Raw genomic sequence first — 16,310 nt, forward strand, 5'->3', positions numbered from 1 at the left:
CCCGAGTGGTCGTCCAGGAGGTCCTGGCACGACCACTCGGGGCGATTCGTCGTTCAGTGGCCCGGTGGGTCGGCCCGCCATTCGAGGAGCAGCGGCGCTTCCTCGAACCCGGCACGGCGGTAGACCGGCGCACCCGCGTCGTTCGAGCTGACGGAGACCCGGCCGATGTCGCGAGCTCGTGCGGCGTCGAGGAGTCCGTCGACGAGACGGCCGGCGATGCCGCGACCACGGAACCCCGGGCGGACGAAGACGCTCTGCACGTCGCCCGTCAGGCGGCGGAGTGCGCCGATGTTGGGTGCGCGGGAGAACACGACGAGCCAAGCCATCCCGACGAGCTGATCGTCGACCTCGGCGACCAGGCACACCCGGGAGTCGGAGTCGACCGCGATCCACGAGACGAGGTCGTGGGCGAACAGCGCCCGTTCCCAGTCGGCGAGCGGGGCGGCGGGCGGCGACATCATGAGCTTCAGCTCGGCGAGCCCGGCAGCGTCGGCCAGCGTTGCGACGCGGATCACGACCTCGGGTTCCATGGGTCGAGTGTCGCATGGGCTGGCGGGTCCTGCGTAGGCTGCCCGCATGTACCCGCGAAGCTCGCCCACCCCTGCGGTTCGACGCGCGCTGCGGGTCGCCATCGCTGTTGCAGCGATGGCGGCGCTCAGCTCGGGTGCGCAGACCAACGCGCCGGTCGACGTCGGCGGACCGGCCACCCGCGCCATCTGGAAGCACAAAGGATCCGCTGATGAGAGCCCTGGCCGACGCGCGTGCGACCGATCGTGACCTGTTCCTCGCCGAGCTCCGCAGCACCGACGGCAGCTTCCCGAGCGTCTACTGGAATGGCGACGATGACCCGGCGTCGCTCGGGCTGGAGGACGGAGGAGCGGTCGTCTACGACCTGGTCGACGCCGGAGACGAGGCCAGTTTCCAGGGGATCATCGTCACCGGCACCGAAGTCGACCCGGCCGTGTACACCTGCTTCCAGGCGACAGTGCGGTTCGAGCGAGGAGTAATCGTCGGCTGGAGTTCCGACCACGAGGCGGGGCAACCCGACGAACACTGCGCGACGGAGATCGTCGATGTCCTCAGCGAGGATGCGCAGGTGGCGCCGTTCTCGGCATTTAACGGCTGACTATCGGCCGCACGATGGGGCGGCCGTTCGACAGGCTCAGGGACCCAGCGCCGCAAAGCGGTCCAGCGCCGCACGCAGCACGGCGCTCTCCTCGGCGCCGCCGTGGCCCTCGGTCTCGACGATCGTCAGCTCGCTCGCCGGCCACAGCTGATGGAGGCGCCAGGCGGTCGCGGCCGGTCCGCTGATGTCACGTCGGCCGTGGACCAGCGCTCCGGGGATGTGCGCGATGCGGTCCATCCGCGACAGCACCGCCCGGTCGCCGGTGAGGAAGCCGTCGTGGCTCCAGTAGTGGGTGACGAGCGTCGCGAACGCCTCGCGCACGGTCGCGTCGGCGAACAGCTGACCGACGCGCTCCGGGTGGTCGAGCGACACGTGCGCGCTCTCCCAGCGGTCCCAGGCGGTCGCGGCGTGTGTGCGGTCCGTCGCGTCGCCCTCCCGGAGACGACGCGCGTAGGCCTCGACGACCCGCTCGCCGTCCCGCCGGTCGCTGTCGGCTTCGAACCGGGCCCACTCCTCGGGGAAGACTCGGCCAACGCCCTCGGTGATCCAGTCGACCTCGTCACGACTCGTGGTGGTCACCGCGACGAGCGCCAGTGCGATCACCCGATCGGGATGCTCCTGCGCGTAGGCGAGCGCGAGGGTCGTGCCCCATGAGACCCCGGCGACCACCCAGCGCTCCACACCCGAGGCGACTCGCACCGCCTCGATGTCGGCGATCAGACGCTGGGTCGTGTGGTCGTCGAGCTGGTCGCGGGCGTCCACGCTGTTCGGCAGGCTGCGGCCGCTCCCCCGCTGGTCGATCCCGATGAGGCGGTACCGCGACAGGTCGAAGTGCGAGCGATACCAGCCGGAGCCGAGCGAACCGCCTGGGCCGCCGTGCAGCCAGAGCGCGGGAACACCGTCGGGGGTGCCGGACTCTTCGACGAAGATCGACGCACCGCCCTCCACGTCGACGAAACCGGTGGTGTGCGGGTCGGCTTGCTCCTCGGTCATCCGTGCCACGGTACACAGCTCGGGTCCTGCGTGCAGGCCCTTCGACAGGCTCAGGGACCGCGAGGGGGCCGCCGCCCTTCGACACGCTCAGGGACCGGGGACAGTTGCGCGCCCTCCGACGGGCTCAGAGACCTGGGATCCACGAAGCGGAAAAAGGGCCGTCCGTAGACTGGGCGCCCATGGGGGAAACGAACGCAGTCACGTCAGGGTCCAAGCAGGTGTGGATCGTCGCCGGAGCGCTCCTGGTCGGGTCGGTGCTCCTCGGCCCACTCGTCCAGATCGGGTCGTTCCTCGGGCCGACCGGTGGCATCCTCGCGACGTTCTTGTCCGTCTTCTCGATCGCCCTGTTCGCGATCGGCTCGGACCGTTCCAGCAGCGTGACCGCGAGGCGCCCGCTCGGCACCGGCGCCCTCATCGCGCTCGGCATCTGGATGACGATCAGCTCGTTCGTCCGCGGTTTGGCGACGATCCCGGCCGCCATCGAGACCTTCCTCAGCTTCGGCTACATCGACCTGCTCGTCCAGTTCGTGCTCGCGGCCATCGCGACGACGCAGATCGCGCGCGCCGGAACCGTGCCCCGCCCGTGGAACCTCGCGCCGCTGTGGGTCGTGGCGGTGACAGCAGCATCGTGGGTCGTCCAGCAGATCATCGTCGTGGCGGCGGGTTCGAACGTGTCCCTCTTCGTCCCGATCATCGTCATCCTCGACGGGTGGGTCCGTGTCGTCGGCCCCGTCTTCCTCGGGATCGTCGCCATCGCCCTCGCCAGCCGCGAGTCGGCCGTCGCTGCTTCCATCCGGGAGCAGGAGTCGTAGGCTGTCGGGAATCGACATCGGGGGACGTCATATGCATCGACGCATCGCAGCAGGACTCATCGCGCTCACACTCGCCGCCGGGCTGAGCGCCTGCACCGGCGGAGTGACGAGCTACGCGGACCTCGAGCGCGACCAGGCCGACAAGGATCGTCTCCCGGCAAGCACCACCGGAGCCGGCAGTGACGACCCGTTCACCATCGACGCCGACTCGACCCGACTCGTCGCCGTCCAAGGCGACACGGAGATCTTCCTCGCATCGGCGACCGAGCAGGGGCAATCTCGGATCTGCATCATCGTCTTCGCGGAGACCCAGCCGTTCCGAGCCTGCGGTAGCGGCGACCGCGTCGGCATGAGCGACAGCGTCAACGAGTACACGGTGCTCTCCGACGCCGTCGTCGACACTGCGCTCGACCCCGCTGAGGACTGGACGAAGATCAGCGAAAACGTCTTCACCCGCCCGGTCCAACCGACGACGAGCGACACGCAGTAGCGATCGGACATAGACCCTTCGACAAGCTCAGGGACCGGCGTGGTGCGTCGAGCAGACGCGGCCGCGCGATTGCGCGCGCCCTTCGACAAGCTCAGGGACCGGCGCGGCACGTCGGGCGGATACGGCCGCGGGACTGCGTGGGCCCTTCGACAAGCGGATCCTGAGCCTGTCGAAGGGCAGGGAGCGGGAGCGACCGAGGAGCTAGGAGACGAGTCGCTCGCGCAGGCGTTCGCCGGACGGGGCAGTGTCGCGCCGGGCCGGGCTGATCGTCGCCCAGACCTCGTCGAGGGAGAGGCCGAGCACCTCGGCGATGGCGGCGATCGTCGAGAACGCCGGCGTCGCGACCCGGCCGGACTCGATCTTCCGCAGCGTCTCCGGCGAGAGGCCGGCATCGAGCGCGATGTCGAGCATCGAACGCTCACCTCTGGCCTCGCGCAGGAGCGCACCGAGGCGCTGACCGCGTTCGACGTCGGTGGGGGTGAGCGGGAGGCGGACCATGCGCCCAGTGTAGTACGGGATAGTTTGACCGGTATAGTTATTGGTCGAGCGCCGTTCGCGGCACGAACACCACCGCACCACGCACGCAGCACGCCGATGGAAGGGCCCCGCATGATCGAGATCTTCACCCCCACCGAGGTCGCGAAGGCGCGTCGCACCGGCGAGCTGGTCGCGAACATCCTTCACACGCTCAAGCACCGCGTGACGGTCGGCACGAACCTCCTCGAGATCGACCGCTGGGCCAAGGCGATGATCCTCGAGGCCGGCGCCGTCTCCTGCTACGTCGACTACGCCCCCTCCTTCGGCCGCGGACCCTTCGGCCACTACATCTGCACCGCCGTCAACGACGCCGTCCTCCACGGCCTCCCCCGCGACTACACGCTGGCCGACGGCGACCTCCTCACCCTCGACCTCGCCGTCCTCCTCGACGGCATCGCCGCAGACTCGGCCATCAGCTTCGTCGTCGGCACGGCGACCCCCGAAGACCTCGCGCTCATCGAGACCACCCAGGAGGCCCTCGCCGCCGGCATCGCCGCCGCCAAGCCGGGTGCGAAGATCGGCGACATCTCCTTCGCGATCGGCACCGTGCTGCGTGGCGCCGGCTACCCGGTCAACATGGAGTTCGGTGGCCACGGCATCGGCACGACGATGCACCAGGACCCGCACGTCTCGAACGACGGTCGCGCCGGCCGCGGCTACAAGCTGCGCCCGGGCCTGCTCCTCGCGATCGAGCCGTGGGTCATGGCCGACACCGACAAGCTCGTCACCGACGCCGACGGCTGGACCCTCCGCAGCGTGACCGGCAGCCGCACGGCCCACAGCGAGCACACCATCGCGATCACCGAGGACGGCGCCGAGATCATGACGCTGCCGACCGTCACGTTCTGAGCACCTGAAGGTCTGTCGAGCACACTCGACCGGCCCGGCACACCGTGTTTAGGCTGGTGACATGACCGACGATCGCCGCACGGTCCTCCGGGGCCGGTACCTGAGCCTCGGACTCGGCGAACTGTTCGCCGCCCTCGTGTTCATCTGGGTCGCGTTCGTCTCGGCGCTGCCGTTGTTCGAACAGCCAACCGATGCGCTCGCGTTCTGGTCTGCCCTCGTACCGCTGCTGCTGATCCTCGTGCAGGCCGGCGTCTACTGGCTGCTCGCCCGGCGGTGGGTCAAGCAGGGCACCATGCCTCCTGGGCTGGCCGCCACCTACCGCGGGTTCCGCGTGCTCGACGCGGTCCTGCTGCTCGCCGGACTCGTCGGGATCATCGTCTGGTTCCCCGCCCACGCCTTCGCGGCCATCGGCATCCCGTTCGTCTGGCTCCTGGGCGTCATCGAGTACGTGAACTACTTCGTCGTCCGCCTCGCCTACCCACCGTCCGTGTGGTTCCAGCGGGTCGGCGAGTGGCGCACGCCTCGACTCATCCAGGACGTCCGGGCGGCTCAGCGGAGCTGACGCTCAGCGAGCGGCGCTGAGCCCGTCGATCCACTGCGCGAACGTCTGCACACCGCGCTGCGCGCCCGGGCCGGCGAGGGTCGTGCCGTCGCGCATCGCTTTGCCGAAGCCGCCGGGCAGCGGGATCTGCACGACCGGGCCACGGATGCCCGTGGCGGCGGTGTAGGCCTTGACCATCGCGGTCATCCGCAGTTCCTCGGGGCCCGCGAGATCGGCCGGGCGCCCCTGCGGCTCGCCCTCGGCCAGCTCCACCAGGCGCTCGGCGACTTCGCGCGCGGCGACCGGCTGGGAGGTCATCGTCGGCACCATCGTGACCGGCCCGAAACGGAATCGCTCGACCATCTGCTGCGCGAACTCGTGGAACTGCGTCGCGCGCAGGATCGTCCACGGGATGCGCCCGGTGCTGACGATCTCCTCCTGCAGCACCTTGCCCGCGTAGTAGCCGAAGGGTGCCTTGTCGCTTCCGACGATCGACAGCGCGACGTGGTGGGGCACGCCGGCGGCGCCCTCGGCCTCGAGCAGGTTGCGGGTGACCGCCCCGAAGAACTGGCGCGACTGCTGGGCGGACTGCGTGGCCGTCGACGTCACGTCGATGACGACGTCCGCGGCCTCCAACTGCTGGGCGAGCCCGGCTCCAGTGGCGAGGTCGACGCCGGTGGCACGCGACAGCACGACCACCCGGTGTCCGCGCTCCTGGGCCACCGCGACGACGTGTCGCCCGACCATCCCGCTGCCTCCTGCGACGACGATCTTCATGCGACACTCCCCTCTGCTCGACGGATGTCACTCTATCGGCGGGAGGAAGCAGCCGTTCTCGACCGTGATCCGCAGCACGTCGGCATCGGGTCGGAGCTCCCGTTCGAAGATGATGGCGTCGTCGCGGAGCTGCGCCGACAGCTCCAGCTCGCCGGGTGAGGGCACGATCAGCTCCGACCGGAACTCGTCCGAGTCGGCCGCGAGTTCGAGCGGCGGCGCGTACCCGTTGATGAGGTCGACGAGCACGGCGCGACTCGTTCCGACCGGCAGCTCGACCTCGACGGCCATGCGTGCCAGCTTCGTGGCCCGACCGGACGGCGCCAGACTGCTGCAGGGCGCCTCAGAGGCCTGGGGCGAGAACGCGAACGGCTGCCCACCCGTCGCCGTGTTGACCATCTGCCCGAGGAGGTCTGCAGCCACGGCGAACACCTCGTCTCGGGTGGGAAGCTCGTCGTCACGCTGAGGAGCGCTCGGGTCCATCGCCGGCGCCTCGGCCACCGGCGAAGCGCGATCACCCCGCGGCTCCCCGACCTGACCCGTGCAAGCGACGATCACCAGCGCGAACACACTCAGCTGGGCGACCACCGCGACGACGATCGCCATGGTCGAGCGCCGCCCGAGTGACCTGGAACGGCGCCCTGGCGGCGCCTCCGCGCGCGCATCGGTGGTCATTTCGTCCGGGATCGTGTCCACGCATACTCCTGTCTGGCCGTGTGTCGCGACGATGGCCGTCGCGATGCTGCAGCGACGGTATCGATCGAGAGCCGGTCGACGGCTCGACAGTTGGTGGGCGTGACGCGGCGAGCGCGGATCGGGCGCCTGTGGAGCGGCGTCAAGCGTGTGCGCCGCCAACGAGTTGCGGGCACGTCTACCACGGTGTATAACAAATCTGCACTTCGAGATACAGATCCGGATCCGACCGATCAGCCGTTCCCGGAGCGCGCCTCCCGCCCGAACCCGACCAGGAACCACCCGACTCCGATGACGACCCTGCAGCACCCCGCCACCACCGGCTCCATCCCCACCCCACGCCCGCAGCTCGCGGCACTTCCCCGCACCCTGCGCCGCAGCATCCCGGCCGAGCAACGCCAGCTGTTCCGCACCCTTGCCGCCACCATCGGAGGATTCACCCTCCTGACAGGCCTCGTCGGTGCGGTCATCACCGGCTGGATGATGCTGCTCGCTCTCCCGGCCGCGGCGATCCTCCTCGGCGCGACCGCTCCCTGATCGATCGGCCGAGCTACATCACCTTGGCGGGTAGCACCTAGAAGTGCGTCCGAAGGAAGGGCGCCTGCTCCGTCACGAATGCGAGGTCGAGCGCTCGGACCGCCTCCGATGACCCGGTGATGAGCCCTGCCTCGGCGAGCGCCGACACGCGCGGGCCGCCGAGGAGCACCGCCGACAGCTCGTTGATGGTGAGGCGCACAGCGTCGTCGTCGTCGGCCGACTCCGGCACGTCGCCGAGGCGTTCTGCGACCGCGGCACCGTGCTCGTCGATGCGGAGCGCGAACCGACCGCCGGCGAGACCGAGCGCGTCCTCGACGTCGAGCAGGTGTTCGCGACGCTCGGACGCCGCTGGGACGGTGAACCGGCGCGCACCGAGCACGGTCGGCACGTCGACGATGCGCAGCCAGAGCGAGTCGGCTCGCGCGGTGGTCTTGACGGCGCGGCGGTCGACAAGTCGCCACTGGATGGCTTCGACCGTCGGAGCCTGGTGGAAGGTGACCTTCGTGGTGAGGCTGATCCCGGTGAGGTGCCGCCAGAGCGCGTAGCGGGCCTCCGGGGTGGTGGCGACGAGGTCGTCGACGACGATCGTGCCCCACTCCTCGCCGACGCGGTAGAGCGCGTAACCCTGTGGTTCGCCGTCGGCGTCGTCGTAGCGGAGGGCGAGCGTGTCTCCCTCACCGTGGCTGAAGTGCCGGATGGTCACCTCACGGAGGGCCTGCTTCCACCACGCGACCCCGCGGTCGATGTCACCGGTGCTGCGGGAGCGCTCGAACAGCCCGGGTGCGACGGTGGCGAGCGAGCGCGGGTCGAGCGTGTGGACGCGGCCGGCGGGCGGCGCACCCCGCCAAGCGACGCGCTTGGGGTCGACCTCGTGCGTGAACTCCCAGGTCGCCGGGGCGAAGCCGTAGCGGCCGTAGATGGTCGCCTCACTCGCGGTGAGCGCGACGACTGCGGCACCGGTGGCCTTCGCGTGGTGGAGTCGGTTCTCCATCAGCGATCGGGCGATACCGCGACGTTCGTGCGAGGTGGAGACGGTCACCTCGGTGATGGCCAGGGCGCGGACGGAGCCACCGGGGATCGACAGGGCGGTCGGGAAGGAACCGAGCGTGCCGACGGGGACGAGTGGTTCGGCCGCGGTGTCGTCGTAGACCCCGAGGATGGAGCTGCCGACGAGGAGCTGACGCCGCTCGGCACGCACCGCCACGTCGGTCTCGGGCTTCGAGAGGAAGCCGCGGGACGCTGCACCCCACCAGAGGTCGAGGGCGGCGTGGTCCGTGTGGTCGAGCTCGACGGTGCGCAGGTTCATGCGACAAGCCTATTGCGGCCGCGGTGACGGACCTCGGTCGGAAAACGAACCCCGGTCACTGAGCCCTCCACCGGTCGCTGAGCCTGTCGAAGTGCACACCGAGAACATCACCCGGCGAACAGAGGCCAGCCCGAGAACCCTTCGACAAGCTCAGGGACCGAAAGAAGGCAGCCGGTCGGAGAAGGAACCCCGGTCACTGAGCCTGTCGAAGTGCACACCGCGAACACCACCCGGCGAACAGAGGCCAGCCCGAGAACCCTTCGACAAGCTCAGGGACCGAAAGAAGGCACCCGATCGGAGAACCCACCCCGGTCACTGAGCCTGTCGAAGTGCACACCGAGAACACCGCCCCGAGAGAGGAGGTCACCCCGGAGCCCTTCGACAAGCTCAGGGACCGGATGAGGCTGAGCTCAGGGACCGGAGTGGCAGGAACGCAGGAGATCGGCGCGAGAGCAGGACGGGCGGGCACGAAGCGTCCTGCTGTCGGGCGGATGTCCTGCTGCCGCGCCGGGAGTCGCGCGGGTCAGGCGACGTAGACCTTGCGGAGGGTCTCGCGGACCGTCCAGGTGGTGCGGGCGCCGGCGGCGAGCCGGCCGATGGACCCGGCACGGAGCTCGAGCGACGGGGTGCCGTCGGCGAAGTCGACCGTCGCCTCACCGGAGAGGACCACGAACACCTCGTCGATCTCGGTGTCCTGCACGACACCGACGCCCAACTCCCAGACGCCGACCTCGGTGTCACCGACGGCCGTGAGGGACACGATCCCGCTCCGCGGCGACCCCGAGACCACGTCCGCGGGCGCGAGCGGGTTGTCGGCGAGCGCCACCTCGGCGCCCTGGAGCACGGCGTTGGGAACGAGCAGGTGGTCGGTCATGAGGTACCTCTCTGAGCAGGACGAAGACGAGGGGGCGGGTCGGCGCAGCCCGACGACCTACCCGACGCCCCAGCCGTAGGCGAGCTTGTGGGCTTCGAGGACGAAGAAGGTCTCGGTCGATCGCACCCCGGGCGTCGGCTGCAGGGTGTCGAGGAGGAACGTCTTGTAGTGGTCCATGTCGCGGCACACGGCCTCGACCATCACGTCGAAGCCGCCGCTCGTGAGCACCACGTAACTCGTCTCCGCGTGCTTCGACAACTCCTGGCACACCCCGCGCGCCATCCCCGGCTCGCAGCGGATGCCGATGAGCGCGAGGTGGTCGAAGCCGATCGACAGCGGGTTCGCGATGCCGACGATCTGCAGGATCCCGGTGTCCTCGAGTCGCTGGATCCGGTAGCGGACCGACGACGCCGGCAGCCCGGTCTCGGTGGCGATCTCGGAGAACGCCTTCCGTCCGTCCTGCTGCAGGATCGCGATCAGCCGACGGTCGATGTCGTCAAGGTCGTTCATGTGGCTCCTCCGGCAGCGGGCGGATGGTCATCTGGCAAGCGTAGCGAGGGAAGCCGTGCGGCCCGGGTGCGGTGTCCGCCCCACCCGAGCCACGAGCCCCGGCCGACCGACCGACCCGAACGCGGGCGGTNCGACTAGCGGACGTGGATCGCGCCGGTGCGGAGGTCGGTCATGTCGTGCAGCGTGTACATGCCGCCGATCCGACCCCAGCCGGTGCCCTTGCCGCCCGCGCCACCGAACGGCATGTTGATGTCCCACCAGCCGTTGGAGTCGTTCACGATGACCTGGCCGGTCTCGAGCTCCTCCATGAAGCGATAGGCCTTCGACAGGCTCTCGGTGAACACCGCGGACTGCAGGCCGAGCGCGTCGGCGTTGGCGATGCGGAGGATGTCGTCGTCGTCCTTGGCCGTGAGGATGGGGAGGACCGGACCGAACGACTCCTCCCGCGACAGCAGGCTGTCCTCGGAGACGCCGTCGACGATCGTGAAGTCGTAGTAGAGGTCCGTCGGGTGGCCGGTGGCACGACCACCGCCGAGCAGGATGTCGAAGCCGAGCGAGCGGGCCTCGTCGAGGTGGCGGTCCATCTTCGCGGCGACGCCCTCGTTGTTGAGCGGGCCGAGGTTGATCCCCTCGTCGAAGGGGTTACCGAGTCGCACGGTCGCCTTCGCGTAGGCCAGGGCCGCCTCGACGAAGGCGTCGTGGACGTTGTGGTGCACGATGAGCCGCTCGGTCGCGCAACAGACCTGCCCGCCGCTGTAGAACGCGGAGTCGACGGCGGCCTTCGCGGCGCGTTCGATGTTCGCGTCCTCGAGGACGACGATCGGACCGTTGCCGGAGCACTCCATGAGCGAGCGCTTGAGGCCTGCGGTGCGGACGATCTTCGCCCCGGTGGCGGACGAGCCGATGAAGCCGATCGCGTCGATGCCGTCGTGGGAGACGAGCTCGGAACCGAACGCGCCGTCGCCGGGGAGGACGCTGACGAGCCCGGCCGGGACGCCCGCCTCGACGAGGCAGTCCATCGCCGCGAGGACCGCGAGGGGCGTGTTGCTCGGCGGCTTGACGATGCAGGCGTTGCCGGTCGCGAGGCCCGGGGCGACGAACTCGCTGAACATGAGGAGCGGGAAGTTCCAGGGCGTGATGATGCCCCAGACGCCGACCGGTGCGCGCCAGGTGAACATGCGCTTGTCGATGTCGCTCGACGGCAGCGTCTCGCCGTACAGGCGGAGGGCGTCCTCGGCGTGGAGGTGGAAGAGCTGTGCGGCCTCGGCGATGTCGGCGATCGACTCGGCGAGCGGCTTGCCCTGCTCCAGCGTCTGCAGGCGGGCGAGCTCCTCGACGCGGGCGTTGATCGCGTCGCCGACCCGGTGGCAGATCTCGGCACGCTTGAACACGCCGAGCTTCCGCCACTCCCGCTGCGCCTCGTGCGCACGTCGCACCGCCTCGTCGAGTTCGGCGGTGCCGGCGACGGGGATCGACGCGATGACGTCACCGGTGACGGGGCTGATCACCTCCGAGCGCTCCGAGCTGGTTCCGTCGGTGAACTCGCCGGCGATGAAGAGCTGGGTGCGAGTGGGTGTCGGCAACGTGGTCATTCCGGACCTCCTGGTGTCGTGGCTGGGCCGACGACGCCGAACAGCGTCGTGCGGATGTCGTCGGGAGAATGTGGGATCAGCCTAGGACCTTGCGATTCCTCGAACAAGCAGTATTGTTTCGTCAAAGTTACGATTACAACAACTGAAGCATCCTGATCTTGTCGTTCCGACAATCCTTCGGCACATTGAGTGCACCAGCAGCGAGACAGCGACGTCTCGTCCCCCACGAATCGAGAAGAGCCCATGTCGACCGAACACGTCACCAGCACCGACGAGACCACGCACCTGCCGAAACGGATGCGCTGGTTCGACGGCTTCGCCATGGCGATGACCATGCCCGCCGCGCTCATCGCCACCCTCGGCGCCTCCATCACCGGCCTCGGCGGCTGGGGGGCCGCCGTCCTGTGGGCGATCTCCATGATCCTCGCCATGGGCGTCAACTGGATCTACACCGAGCTCGCCACCATGTTCCCGAACTCCTCCGGCGGCATCGCGCACTACGCGGCCGAAGCGTGGAAGTCGCGTGCACCCTGGGTCGCACCGATCACGGGCGTCGGCTACTGGCTCCCCTGGGGCACCAACCTCGCCACCTACGGCGCGGTCACCGGGGCACTCATCCAGGCGCAGTGGTTCCCGAACGAGGACTGGGTGATCCAGCTCGGCCCGATCTCCATCACCTTCCCGATCCTCATCGGGCTCGGCGTCATCGGCGTGATGTACCTCATCAACGTCATCGGCGTCCGCGTCACCATGGCGTTCGTCTACATCACGGCGGGCATCCTGCTCATCCCCCTGTTCGTGTTCATCGTCTTCCCGCTCTTCAGCGCCGACTGGGCACCGCTCGACCTCACCTGGAAGCTCGAGGGCATCGAGGGCCTGCACACCGCGATCGTCTGGCTGTACATCATGGCGTGGACCACCTTCGGTATCGAGGTCTGCGCGACCTTCGCCCCGGAGTACCGCGACTCGGTGAAGGACACGACCAAGGCGATCAAGGCCTCCGTCCTCTTCTGCCTCGGCGTCTTCTTCGTCATCCCGCTGACCCTCGGCGGCTACGCGGGTGAAGCGGCGATCGCCGACAACCCGGCGACCTTCTTCGTCGCGAGCTTCGCCTCGCTCGTCGGTGGCGCTGCGGACGTCATGGTGCTCTGCCTCATCGCCTCGCTGCTGCTCATCATGACCACTTCGGTGGCCGACGCCTCGCGTGTGCTGTTCAACATGGGCAAGGAGCGCGTCACCGTCCCGTCCCTCGGCGTGCTCAACCGTCGCGGGGTGCCGTTCCGCTCGCTCAACGTGATGCTCGTCATGAACGTCGTGATCCTGGTGGTGCTGCAGAACCCGCTCGCGATCATCGTGACCGGCAACCTCGGCTACATCCTCACGCACTTCTTCGCGGTCTCCGGCTTCTTCCTGCTGCGCAAGGACCGCCCCGACGCCGTCCGCCCGATCCGCCTGCCGCGCTTCTTCGTGCCGCTGTCGGTCGTGCTGTCGGTGCTCCTCGCGATCATCCTCATCGTCGGTGCCACCGGGTTCTCCACCACGGGCTACGGCGGGTTCCTGGAGCTCGGCATCGCGCTCGGCCTGCTCGCGCTCGGTGTCGTCATCTGGCAGTTCGTCCAGCGGAGCACCAAGCGCGACGCGGGACTCGGGAGCGGCGGGGCATCCGCCGGAACCCCACGTGCCGAGACCGAACGCACCGACGCCGCCCGCACCGACTGACCGCGCACCACGCGACCGCACCGAACCACGCACCACAGGGGACCCACCATGAGAACCACCTACGAACTGGCCGAAGAGCTCGCCGACACCGCACGCCTGCGGGACCAGCTGGCCTCGGCCGAACCGGAGCCGTACTGGCTCGACGACCCGGCACGGCCCGCTCCGCTCCCCCGCCTCGAGGCGGACGTCGAGACGGACCTGGCGATCGTCGGTGGTGGGTACTCGGGCCTGTGGACCGCTCTGCTCGCGAAGGAGCGCGACCCGGACCGCCGGGTCGTGCTCCTCGAGGGCCGGCGCATCGCGTGGGCGGCGTCCGGTCGCAACGGCGGGTTCTGCGAGCCGAGCCTGACCCACGGATCCTCGAACGGCAAGAGTCGCCTGCCGCACGAGTTCGACCGCCTGGAGGAGCTGGGCCGCGAGAACCTGCGCGAGATCGGCGAGACCATCGGCCGGTACGACATGGACTGCGACTGGGAGGAGACGGGCCTGCTGCAGGCAGCGACGGCCCCACACCACGTCGACTGGCTGCGGGAGAGTGCCGAGGAGCACGGCGCGCGGTTCCTCGACCGCGAGGCGATGCAGGCGGAGGTCCACTCGCCGATCTTCCAGGCCGGCCTGTTCGAGCCCACCGGAGCGGCGCTCGTCAACCCGGCCAAGCTGGCGTGGGAGCTGCGACGCGTCTGCCTCGACCTGGGTGTGGAGATCCACGAGTACACGCACGTCCGCTCGATCCGGTCCGACGCGACGTCGGTCACCCTGACGACGACGCACGGCTCGGTCGTCGCGAAGCACGTCGCCCTCGGCACCAACGTCTTCAAGGCACTCATCCCGAGTGCCCGGAAGTACACGGTGCCGGTCTACGACTACGCGCTGATGACGAACCCGCTCTCCGCAGAACAGCTCGAGAGCCTGGGTTGGAAGGGCCGGCAGGGCATCTCCGACCTCGACAACCGCTTCCACTACTCGCGACTCACGACCGACGCGAACGGGTCGACCCGCATCCTCTACGGCGGCTACGACGCGGTGTACAACTACGGCGGGCGCGTCGAGCCGCGGTTCGACCAGCGCGAGGAGTCGTTCCTCAAGCTCGCCGCCCACTTCGCCCACACCTACCCGCAGCTCGCCGACCTCGGCTTCTCCCACAAGTGGGGCGGCGCGATCGACACCTGCGGGCGGTTCTTCTCCTTCTTCGAGACCGCGCACGGCGGCAAGGTCGCGCACGCGGCCGGGTTCACCGGGCTCGGCGTCGGGGCGACGCGGTACGGCGCGAACGTCATGCTGGACCTCCTCGCCGGCACACCGACCGAGCGCACGACGATGGACTTCGTCCAGAAGAAGCCGACGCCGTTCCCGCCCGACCCGCTCGCGTTCATCGGTGCGCGTATCTCGCTGTCGGAGATGGCCCGGGCCGACCGCAACGAGGGCAAGCGCGGGCTCTGGCTCCGCGCGATGGACGCCGTCGGGCTGGGCTTCGACTCCTGAGCCGGGTTTCGACGCAGGAGCCGCAGTCCAACCCATGACAGGCGGAGCGTGGTTCGATACGGTGCAGGTGGTGGTCCCGCTCACGTCGAACCCGCACAGCTCGCATCGGCCGGCAACGGACACCGCACCGCACCAGCAGCACCTCAGACAAAGGAGCACACCAGTGAGCGACTACGCCGTCGTCAACCCCGCGACCGGAGAGACTCTCCGCGACTACCCGACGATCACGGACGAGGAGCTGCAGCAGGCGATCACCGCCGCGTCCGCCGCCCACGAGGAGTGGTCGCGTCGCGCTCCCGTCGCCGACCGCGCTGCGCTCGTCGCCCGCGTCGCCGCCCTCCACACGGAGCGCCGTGAGCAGCTGGCCGAGATCGCCGTCCGCGAGATGGGCAAGACCTACGAGCAGGCGCTCGGTGAGGTCGACTTCGCCGCCGCGATCTACCAGTACTACGCCGACAACGGCGAGGCCTTCTCCGCCGACGAGCCGATCGAGCTGTCCGACGGCACCGGCTCGGCGTTCATCCGTCGCGCGTCGCTCGGCGTGCTGCTCGGCATCATGCCGTGGAACTTCCCGTACTACCAGGTGGCGCGGTTCGTCGGCCCGAACGTCGTCAACGGCAACACGATCCTCCTCAAGCACGCACCGCAGTGCCCCGAGTCGGCGCTGGCGATCGCGCAGATCTTCGACGACGCCGAAGCCGAGCTGGGCGCCCACGATTCCGTGTACGTGAACATCTTCGCCACGAACGACCAGATCGCGACGGTCATCGCCGACCCGCGCGTGCAGGGCGTCTCGGTCACTGGTTCGGAGCGCGCCGGTTCCGCCGTCGCCGAGCTGGCCGGCAAGCACCTCAAGAAGGTCGTGCTCGAGCTCGGCGGGTCCGACCCGTTCATCCTGCTGTCGACCGACGACCTCGACGCCGCCGTCCAGGACGCCGTCAACGCCCGCATCGACAACAACGGTCAGTCCTGCAACGCCGCCAAGCGGTTCATCATCATCGACGAGCTGTTCGACGACTTCGCCGCGAAGTTCACTGAGGTCTTCACGGCGAACGCGCCGGCCGACCCGATGGCGGAGAGCACGCAGCTCGGCCCACTGTCGTCGGCCGCCGCGACCGAGCGGCTCGGCGAGCAGCTGGGCCGAGCGAAGGCGCAGGGCGCGACGATCCTGGCATCGGGCGAGCCGAATGGGAACTTCTTCCCGCCGGCCGTCCTCACCGACGTGACGCCTGAGATGGACGCGTTCCACGAGGAGTTCTTCGGACCCGTCGCGTCGCTGTACCGGGTCGCGTCGGAGGAGGAGGCCGTCCGCCTCGCGAACGACACCCCGTTCGGCCTCGGCTCCTACGTCTACACGACCGACCAGGAGCAGGCGCTGCGGGTCGCGGACGGGATCGACGCCGGCATGGTGTGGATCAACCTCGTCCTCGGCGACGCGGCGGAGCTGCCCTTCGGCGGCGTGAAGCGCTCCGGCA

The 16,310-nt window shown here is 69.3% G+C and carries 18 protein-coding genes; 9 read left to right on the forward strand and 9 right to left on the reverse strand.

Annotation, left to right across the window (positions count from 1 at the left end; all coding sequences use genetic code 11):
* Window positions 1–53: 53 nt before the first annotated feature.
* Complete coding sequence (locus IFU11_RS19585; RefSeq protein WP_192020045.1) at window positions 54–530, reverse strand: GNAT family N-acetyltransferase; 477 nt, start codon at window positions 528–530, stop codon at window positions 54–56.
* Between the two features lie 209 nt (window positions 531–739).
* On the opposite strand from IFU11_RS19585, the gene IFU11_RS19590 reads away from it, so the two are divergent.
* Window positions 740–1,126 (forward strand): hypothetical protein, encoded by a 387-nt coding sequence (locus tag IFU11_RS19590; protein WP_192020046.1) that lies wholly within the window; start codon window positions 740–742, stop codon window positions 1,124–1,126.
* 36 nt (window positions 1,127–1,162) lie between these two features.
* On the opposite strand, the gene IFU11_RS19595 is transcribed toward IFU11_RS19590, so the two are convergent.
* Window positions 1,163–2,119, reverse strand: a complete 957-nt coding sequence (locus IFU11_RS19595) for an alpha/beta fold hydrolase (protein ID WP_192020047.1) — start codon at window positions 2,117–2,119, stop codon at window positions 1,163–1,165.
* 179 nt (window positions 2,120–2,298) lie between these two features.
* On the opposite strand from IFU11_RS19595, the gene IFU11_RS19600 reads away from it, so the two are divergent.
* Both IFU11_RS19600 and IFU11_RS19605 read left to right on the forward strand, forming a co-directional pair.
* Window positions 2,299–2,931, forward strand: a complete 633-nt coding sequence (locus tag IFU11_RS19600) for a hypothetical protein (RefSeq protein ID WP_124767503.1) — start codon at window positions 2,299–2,301, stop codon at window positions 2,929–2,931.
* A gap of 31 nt (window positions 2,932–2,962) precedes the next feature.
* A complete protein-coding gene (locus IFU11_RS19605; protein ID WP_192020048.1) occupies window positions 2,963–3,421 on the forward strand; it encodes a hypothetical protein in 459 nt (152 codons plus the stop codon).
* Window positions 3,422–3,622: 201 nt separating this feature from the next.
* Here the strand turns inward: IFU11_RS19605 and IFU11_RS19610 are convergent, their stop codons facing one another.
* Window positions 3,623–3,919, reverse strand: coding sequence for a helix-turn-helix domain-containing protein (locus IFU11_RS19610; RefSeq protein ID WP_192020049.1), 297 nt, complete (start codon window positions 3,917–3,919; stop codon window positions 3,623–3,625).
* Between the two features lie 111 nt (window positions 3,920–4,030).
* Between IFU11_RS19610 and map the strand changes: the two genes are divergently transcribed.
* Complete coding sequence (gene map / locus IFU11_RS19615; protein WP_079706538.1) at window positions 4,031–4,807, forward strand: type I methionyl aminopeptidase; 777 nt, start codon at window positions 4,031–4,033, stop codon at window positions 4,805–4,807.
* Window positions 4,808–4,868: 61 nt separating this feature from the next.
* Complete coding sequence (locus tag IFU11_RS19620; RefSeq protein ID WP_192020050.1) at window positions 4,869–5,369, forward strand: hypothetical protein; 501 nt, start codon at window positions 4,869–4,871, stop codon at window positions 5,367–5,369.
* A gap of 3 nt (window positions 5,370–5,372) precedes the next feature.
* Here IFU11_RS19620 and IFU11_RS19625 read toward each other — a convergent pair whose 3' ends face one another.
* The gene (locus IFU11_RS19625; RefSeq protein ID WP_192020051.1) at window positions 5,373–6,125 is read right to left on the reverse strand and encodes an SDR family oxidoreductase; all 753 of its coding nucleotides are present in this window, start codon (window positions 6,123–6,125) and stop codon (window positions 5,373–5,375) included.
* 27 nt (window positions 6,126–6,152) lie between these two features.
* The gene (locus IFU11_RS19630; RefSeq protein ID WP_192020052.1) at window positions 6,153–6,797 is read right to left on the reverse strand and encodes a hypothetical protein; all 645 of its coding nucleotides are present in this window, start codon (window positions 6,795–6,797) and stop codon (window positions 6,153–6,155) included.
* A gap of 309 nt (window positions 6,798–7,106) precedes the next feature.
* Between IFU11_RS19630 and IFU11_RS19635 the strand changes: the two genes are divergently transcribed.
* Window positions 7,107–7,352, forward strand: a complete 246-nt coding sequence (locus IFU11_RS19635) for a hypothetical protein (protein WP_192020053.1) — start codon at window positions 7,107–7,109, stop codon at window positions 7,350–7,352.
* 37 nt (window positions 7,353–7,389) lie between these two features.
* Here IFU11_RS19635 and IFU11_RS19640 read toward each other — a convergent pair whose 3' ends face one another.
* The 4 genes from IFU11_RS19640 to IFU11_RS19655 all read right to left on the reverse strand — a co-directional run bounded on the left by IFU11_RS19640 (window position 7,390) and on the right by IFU11_RS19655 (window position 11,634).
* Entirely contained in the window at window positions 7,390–8,658 is a 1,269-nt protein-coding gene (locus IFU11_RS19640; protein WP_192020054.1) for a GNAT family N-acetyltransferase, read from the reverse strand.
* A gap of 523 nt (window positions 8,659–9,181) precedes the next feature.
* On the reverse strand, window positions 9,182–9,532 hold the full coding sequence (locus IFU11_RS19645; protein WP_137244074.1) for a cupin domain-containing protein: 351 nt from the start codon (window positions 9,530–9,532) through the stop codon (window positions 9,182–9,184).
* Between the two features lie 57 nt (window positions 9,533–9,589).
* Window positions 9,590–10,042 (reverse strand): Lrp/AsnC family transcriptional regulator, encoded by a 453-nt coding sequence (locus IFU11_RS19650; RefSeq protein WP_056013555.1) that lies wholly within the window; start codon window positions 10,040–10,042, stop codon window positions 9,590–9,592.
* A 134-nt stretch (window positions 10,043–10,176) separates the two neighbouring features.
* The gene (locus tag IFU11_RS19655; protein WP_192020055.1) at window positions 10,177–11,634 is read right to left on the reverse strand and encodes an aldehyde dehydrogenase family protein; all 1,458 of its coding nucleotides are present in this window, start codon (window positions 11,632–11,634) and stop codon (window positions 10,177–10,179) included.
* 243 nt (window positions 11,635–11,877) lie between these two features.
* On the opposite strand from IFU11_RS19655, the gene IFU11_RS19660 reads away from it, so the two are divergent.
* From IFU11_RS19660 to IFU11_RS19670, 3 genes are all read left to right on the forward strand, one after another.
* Window positions 11,878–13,353, forward strand: coding sequence for an APC family permease (locus IFU11_RS19660; RefSeq protein WP_192020056.1), 1,476 nt, complete (start codon window positions 11,878–11,880; stop codon window positions 13,351–13,353).
* Between the two features lie 48 nt (window positions 13,354–13,401).
* Window positions 13,402–14,835 (forward strand): NAD(P)/FAD-dependent oxidoreductase, encoded by a 1,434-nt coding sequence (locus IFU11_RS19665; protein WP_192020057.1) that lies wholly within the window; start codon window positions 13,402–13,404, stop codon window positions 14,833–14,835.
* A gap of 163 nt (window positions 14,836–14,998) precedes the next feature.
* Window positions 14,999–16,310: aldehyde dehydrogenase family protein (locus tag IFU11_RS19670; RefSeq protein WP_192020058.1), on the forward strand; the 1,312-nt coding region annotated here is incomplete at its 3' end.

Origin of the sequence: Plantibacter sp. CFBP 8804, assembly GCF_014841225.1 — a bacterium.
Taxonomy (GTDB): domain Bacteria; phylum Actinomycetota; class Actinomycetes; order Actinomycetales; family Microbacteriaceae; genus Plantibacter; species Plantibacter auratus.

What these genes read in the sequence shown, in the direction of transcription:
- IFU11_RS19585 (WP_192020045.1), bottom strand. Translation starts at nt 530, where the DNA reads ATGGAACCCGAGGTCGTGATCCGCGTCGCAACGCTGGCCGACGCTGCC.
- IFU11_RS19590 (WP_192020046.1), top strand. Translation starts at nt 740, where the DNA reads ATGAGAGCCCTGGCCGACGCGCGTGCGACCGATCGTGACCTGTTCCTC.
- IFU11_RS19595 (WP_192020047.1), bottom strand. Translation starts at nt 2,119, where the DNA reads ATGACCGAGGAGCAAGCCGACCCGCACACCACCGGTTTCGTCGACGTG.
- IFU11_RS19600 (WP_124767503.1), top strand. Translation starts at nt 2,299, where the DNA reads ATGGGGGAAACGAACGCAGTCACGTCAGGGTCCAAGCAGGTGTGGATC.
- IFU11_RS19605 (WP_192020048.1), top strand. Translation starts at nt 2,963, where the DNA reads ATGCATCGACGCATCGCAGCAGGACTCATCGCGCTCACACTCGCCGCC.
- IFU11_RS19610 (WP_192020049.1), bottom strand. Translation starts at nt 3,919, where the DNA reads ATGGTCCGCCTCCCGCTCACCCCCACCGACGTCGAACGCGGTCAGCGC.
- map (WP_079706538.1), top strand. Translation starts at nt 4,031, where the DNA reads ATGATCGAGATCTTCACCCCCACCGAGGTCGCGAAGGCGCGTCGCACC.
- IFU11_RS19620 (WP_192020050.1), top strand. Translation starts at nt 4,869, where the DNA reads ATGACCGACGATCGCCGCACGGTCCTCCGGGGCCGGTACCTGAGCCTC.
- IFU11_RS19625 (WP_192020051.1), bottom strand. Translation starts at nt 6,125, where the DNA reads ATGAAGATCGTCGTCGCAGGAGGCAGCGGGATGGTCGGGCGACACGTC.
- IFU11_RS19630 (WP_192020052.1), bottom strand. Translation starts at nt 6,797, where the DNA reads ATGACCACCGATGCGCGCGCGGAGGCGCCGCCAGGGCGCCGTTCCAGG.
- IFU11_RS19635 (WP_192020053.1), top strand. Translation starts at nt 7,107, where the DNA reads ATGACGACCCTGCAGCACCCCGCCACCACCGGCTCCATCCCCACCCCA.
- IFU11_RS19640 (WP_192020054.1), bottom strand. Translation starts at nt 8,658, where the DNA reads ATGAACCTGCGCACCGTCGAGCTCGACCACACGGACCACGCCGCCCTC.
- IFU11_RS19645 (WP_137244074.1), bottom strand. Translation starts at nt 9,532, where the DNA reads ATGACCGACCACCTGCTCGTTCCCAACGCCGTGCTCCAGGGCGCCGAG.
- IFU11_RS19650 (WP_056013555.1), bottom strand. Translation starts at nt 10,042, where the DNA reads ATGAACGACCTTGACGACATCGACCGTCGGCTGATCGCGATCCTGCAG.
- IFU11_RS19655 (WP_192020055.1), bottom strand. Translation starts at nt 11,634, where the DNA reads ATGACCACGTTGCCGACACCCACTCGCACCCAGCTCTTCATCGCCGGC.
- IFU11_RS19660 (WP_192020056.1), top strand. Translation starts at nt 11,878, where the DNA reads ATGTCGACCGAACACGTCACCAGCACCGACGAGACCACGCACCTGCCG.
- IFU11_RS19665 (WP_192020057.1), top strand. Translation starts at nt 13,402, where the DNA reads ATGAGAACCACCTACGAACTGGCCGAAGAGCTCGCCGACACCGCACGC.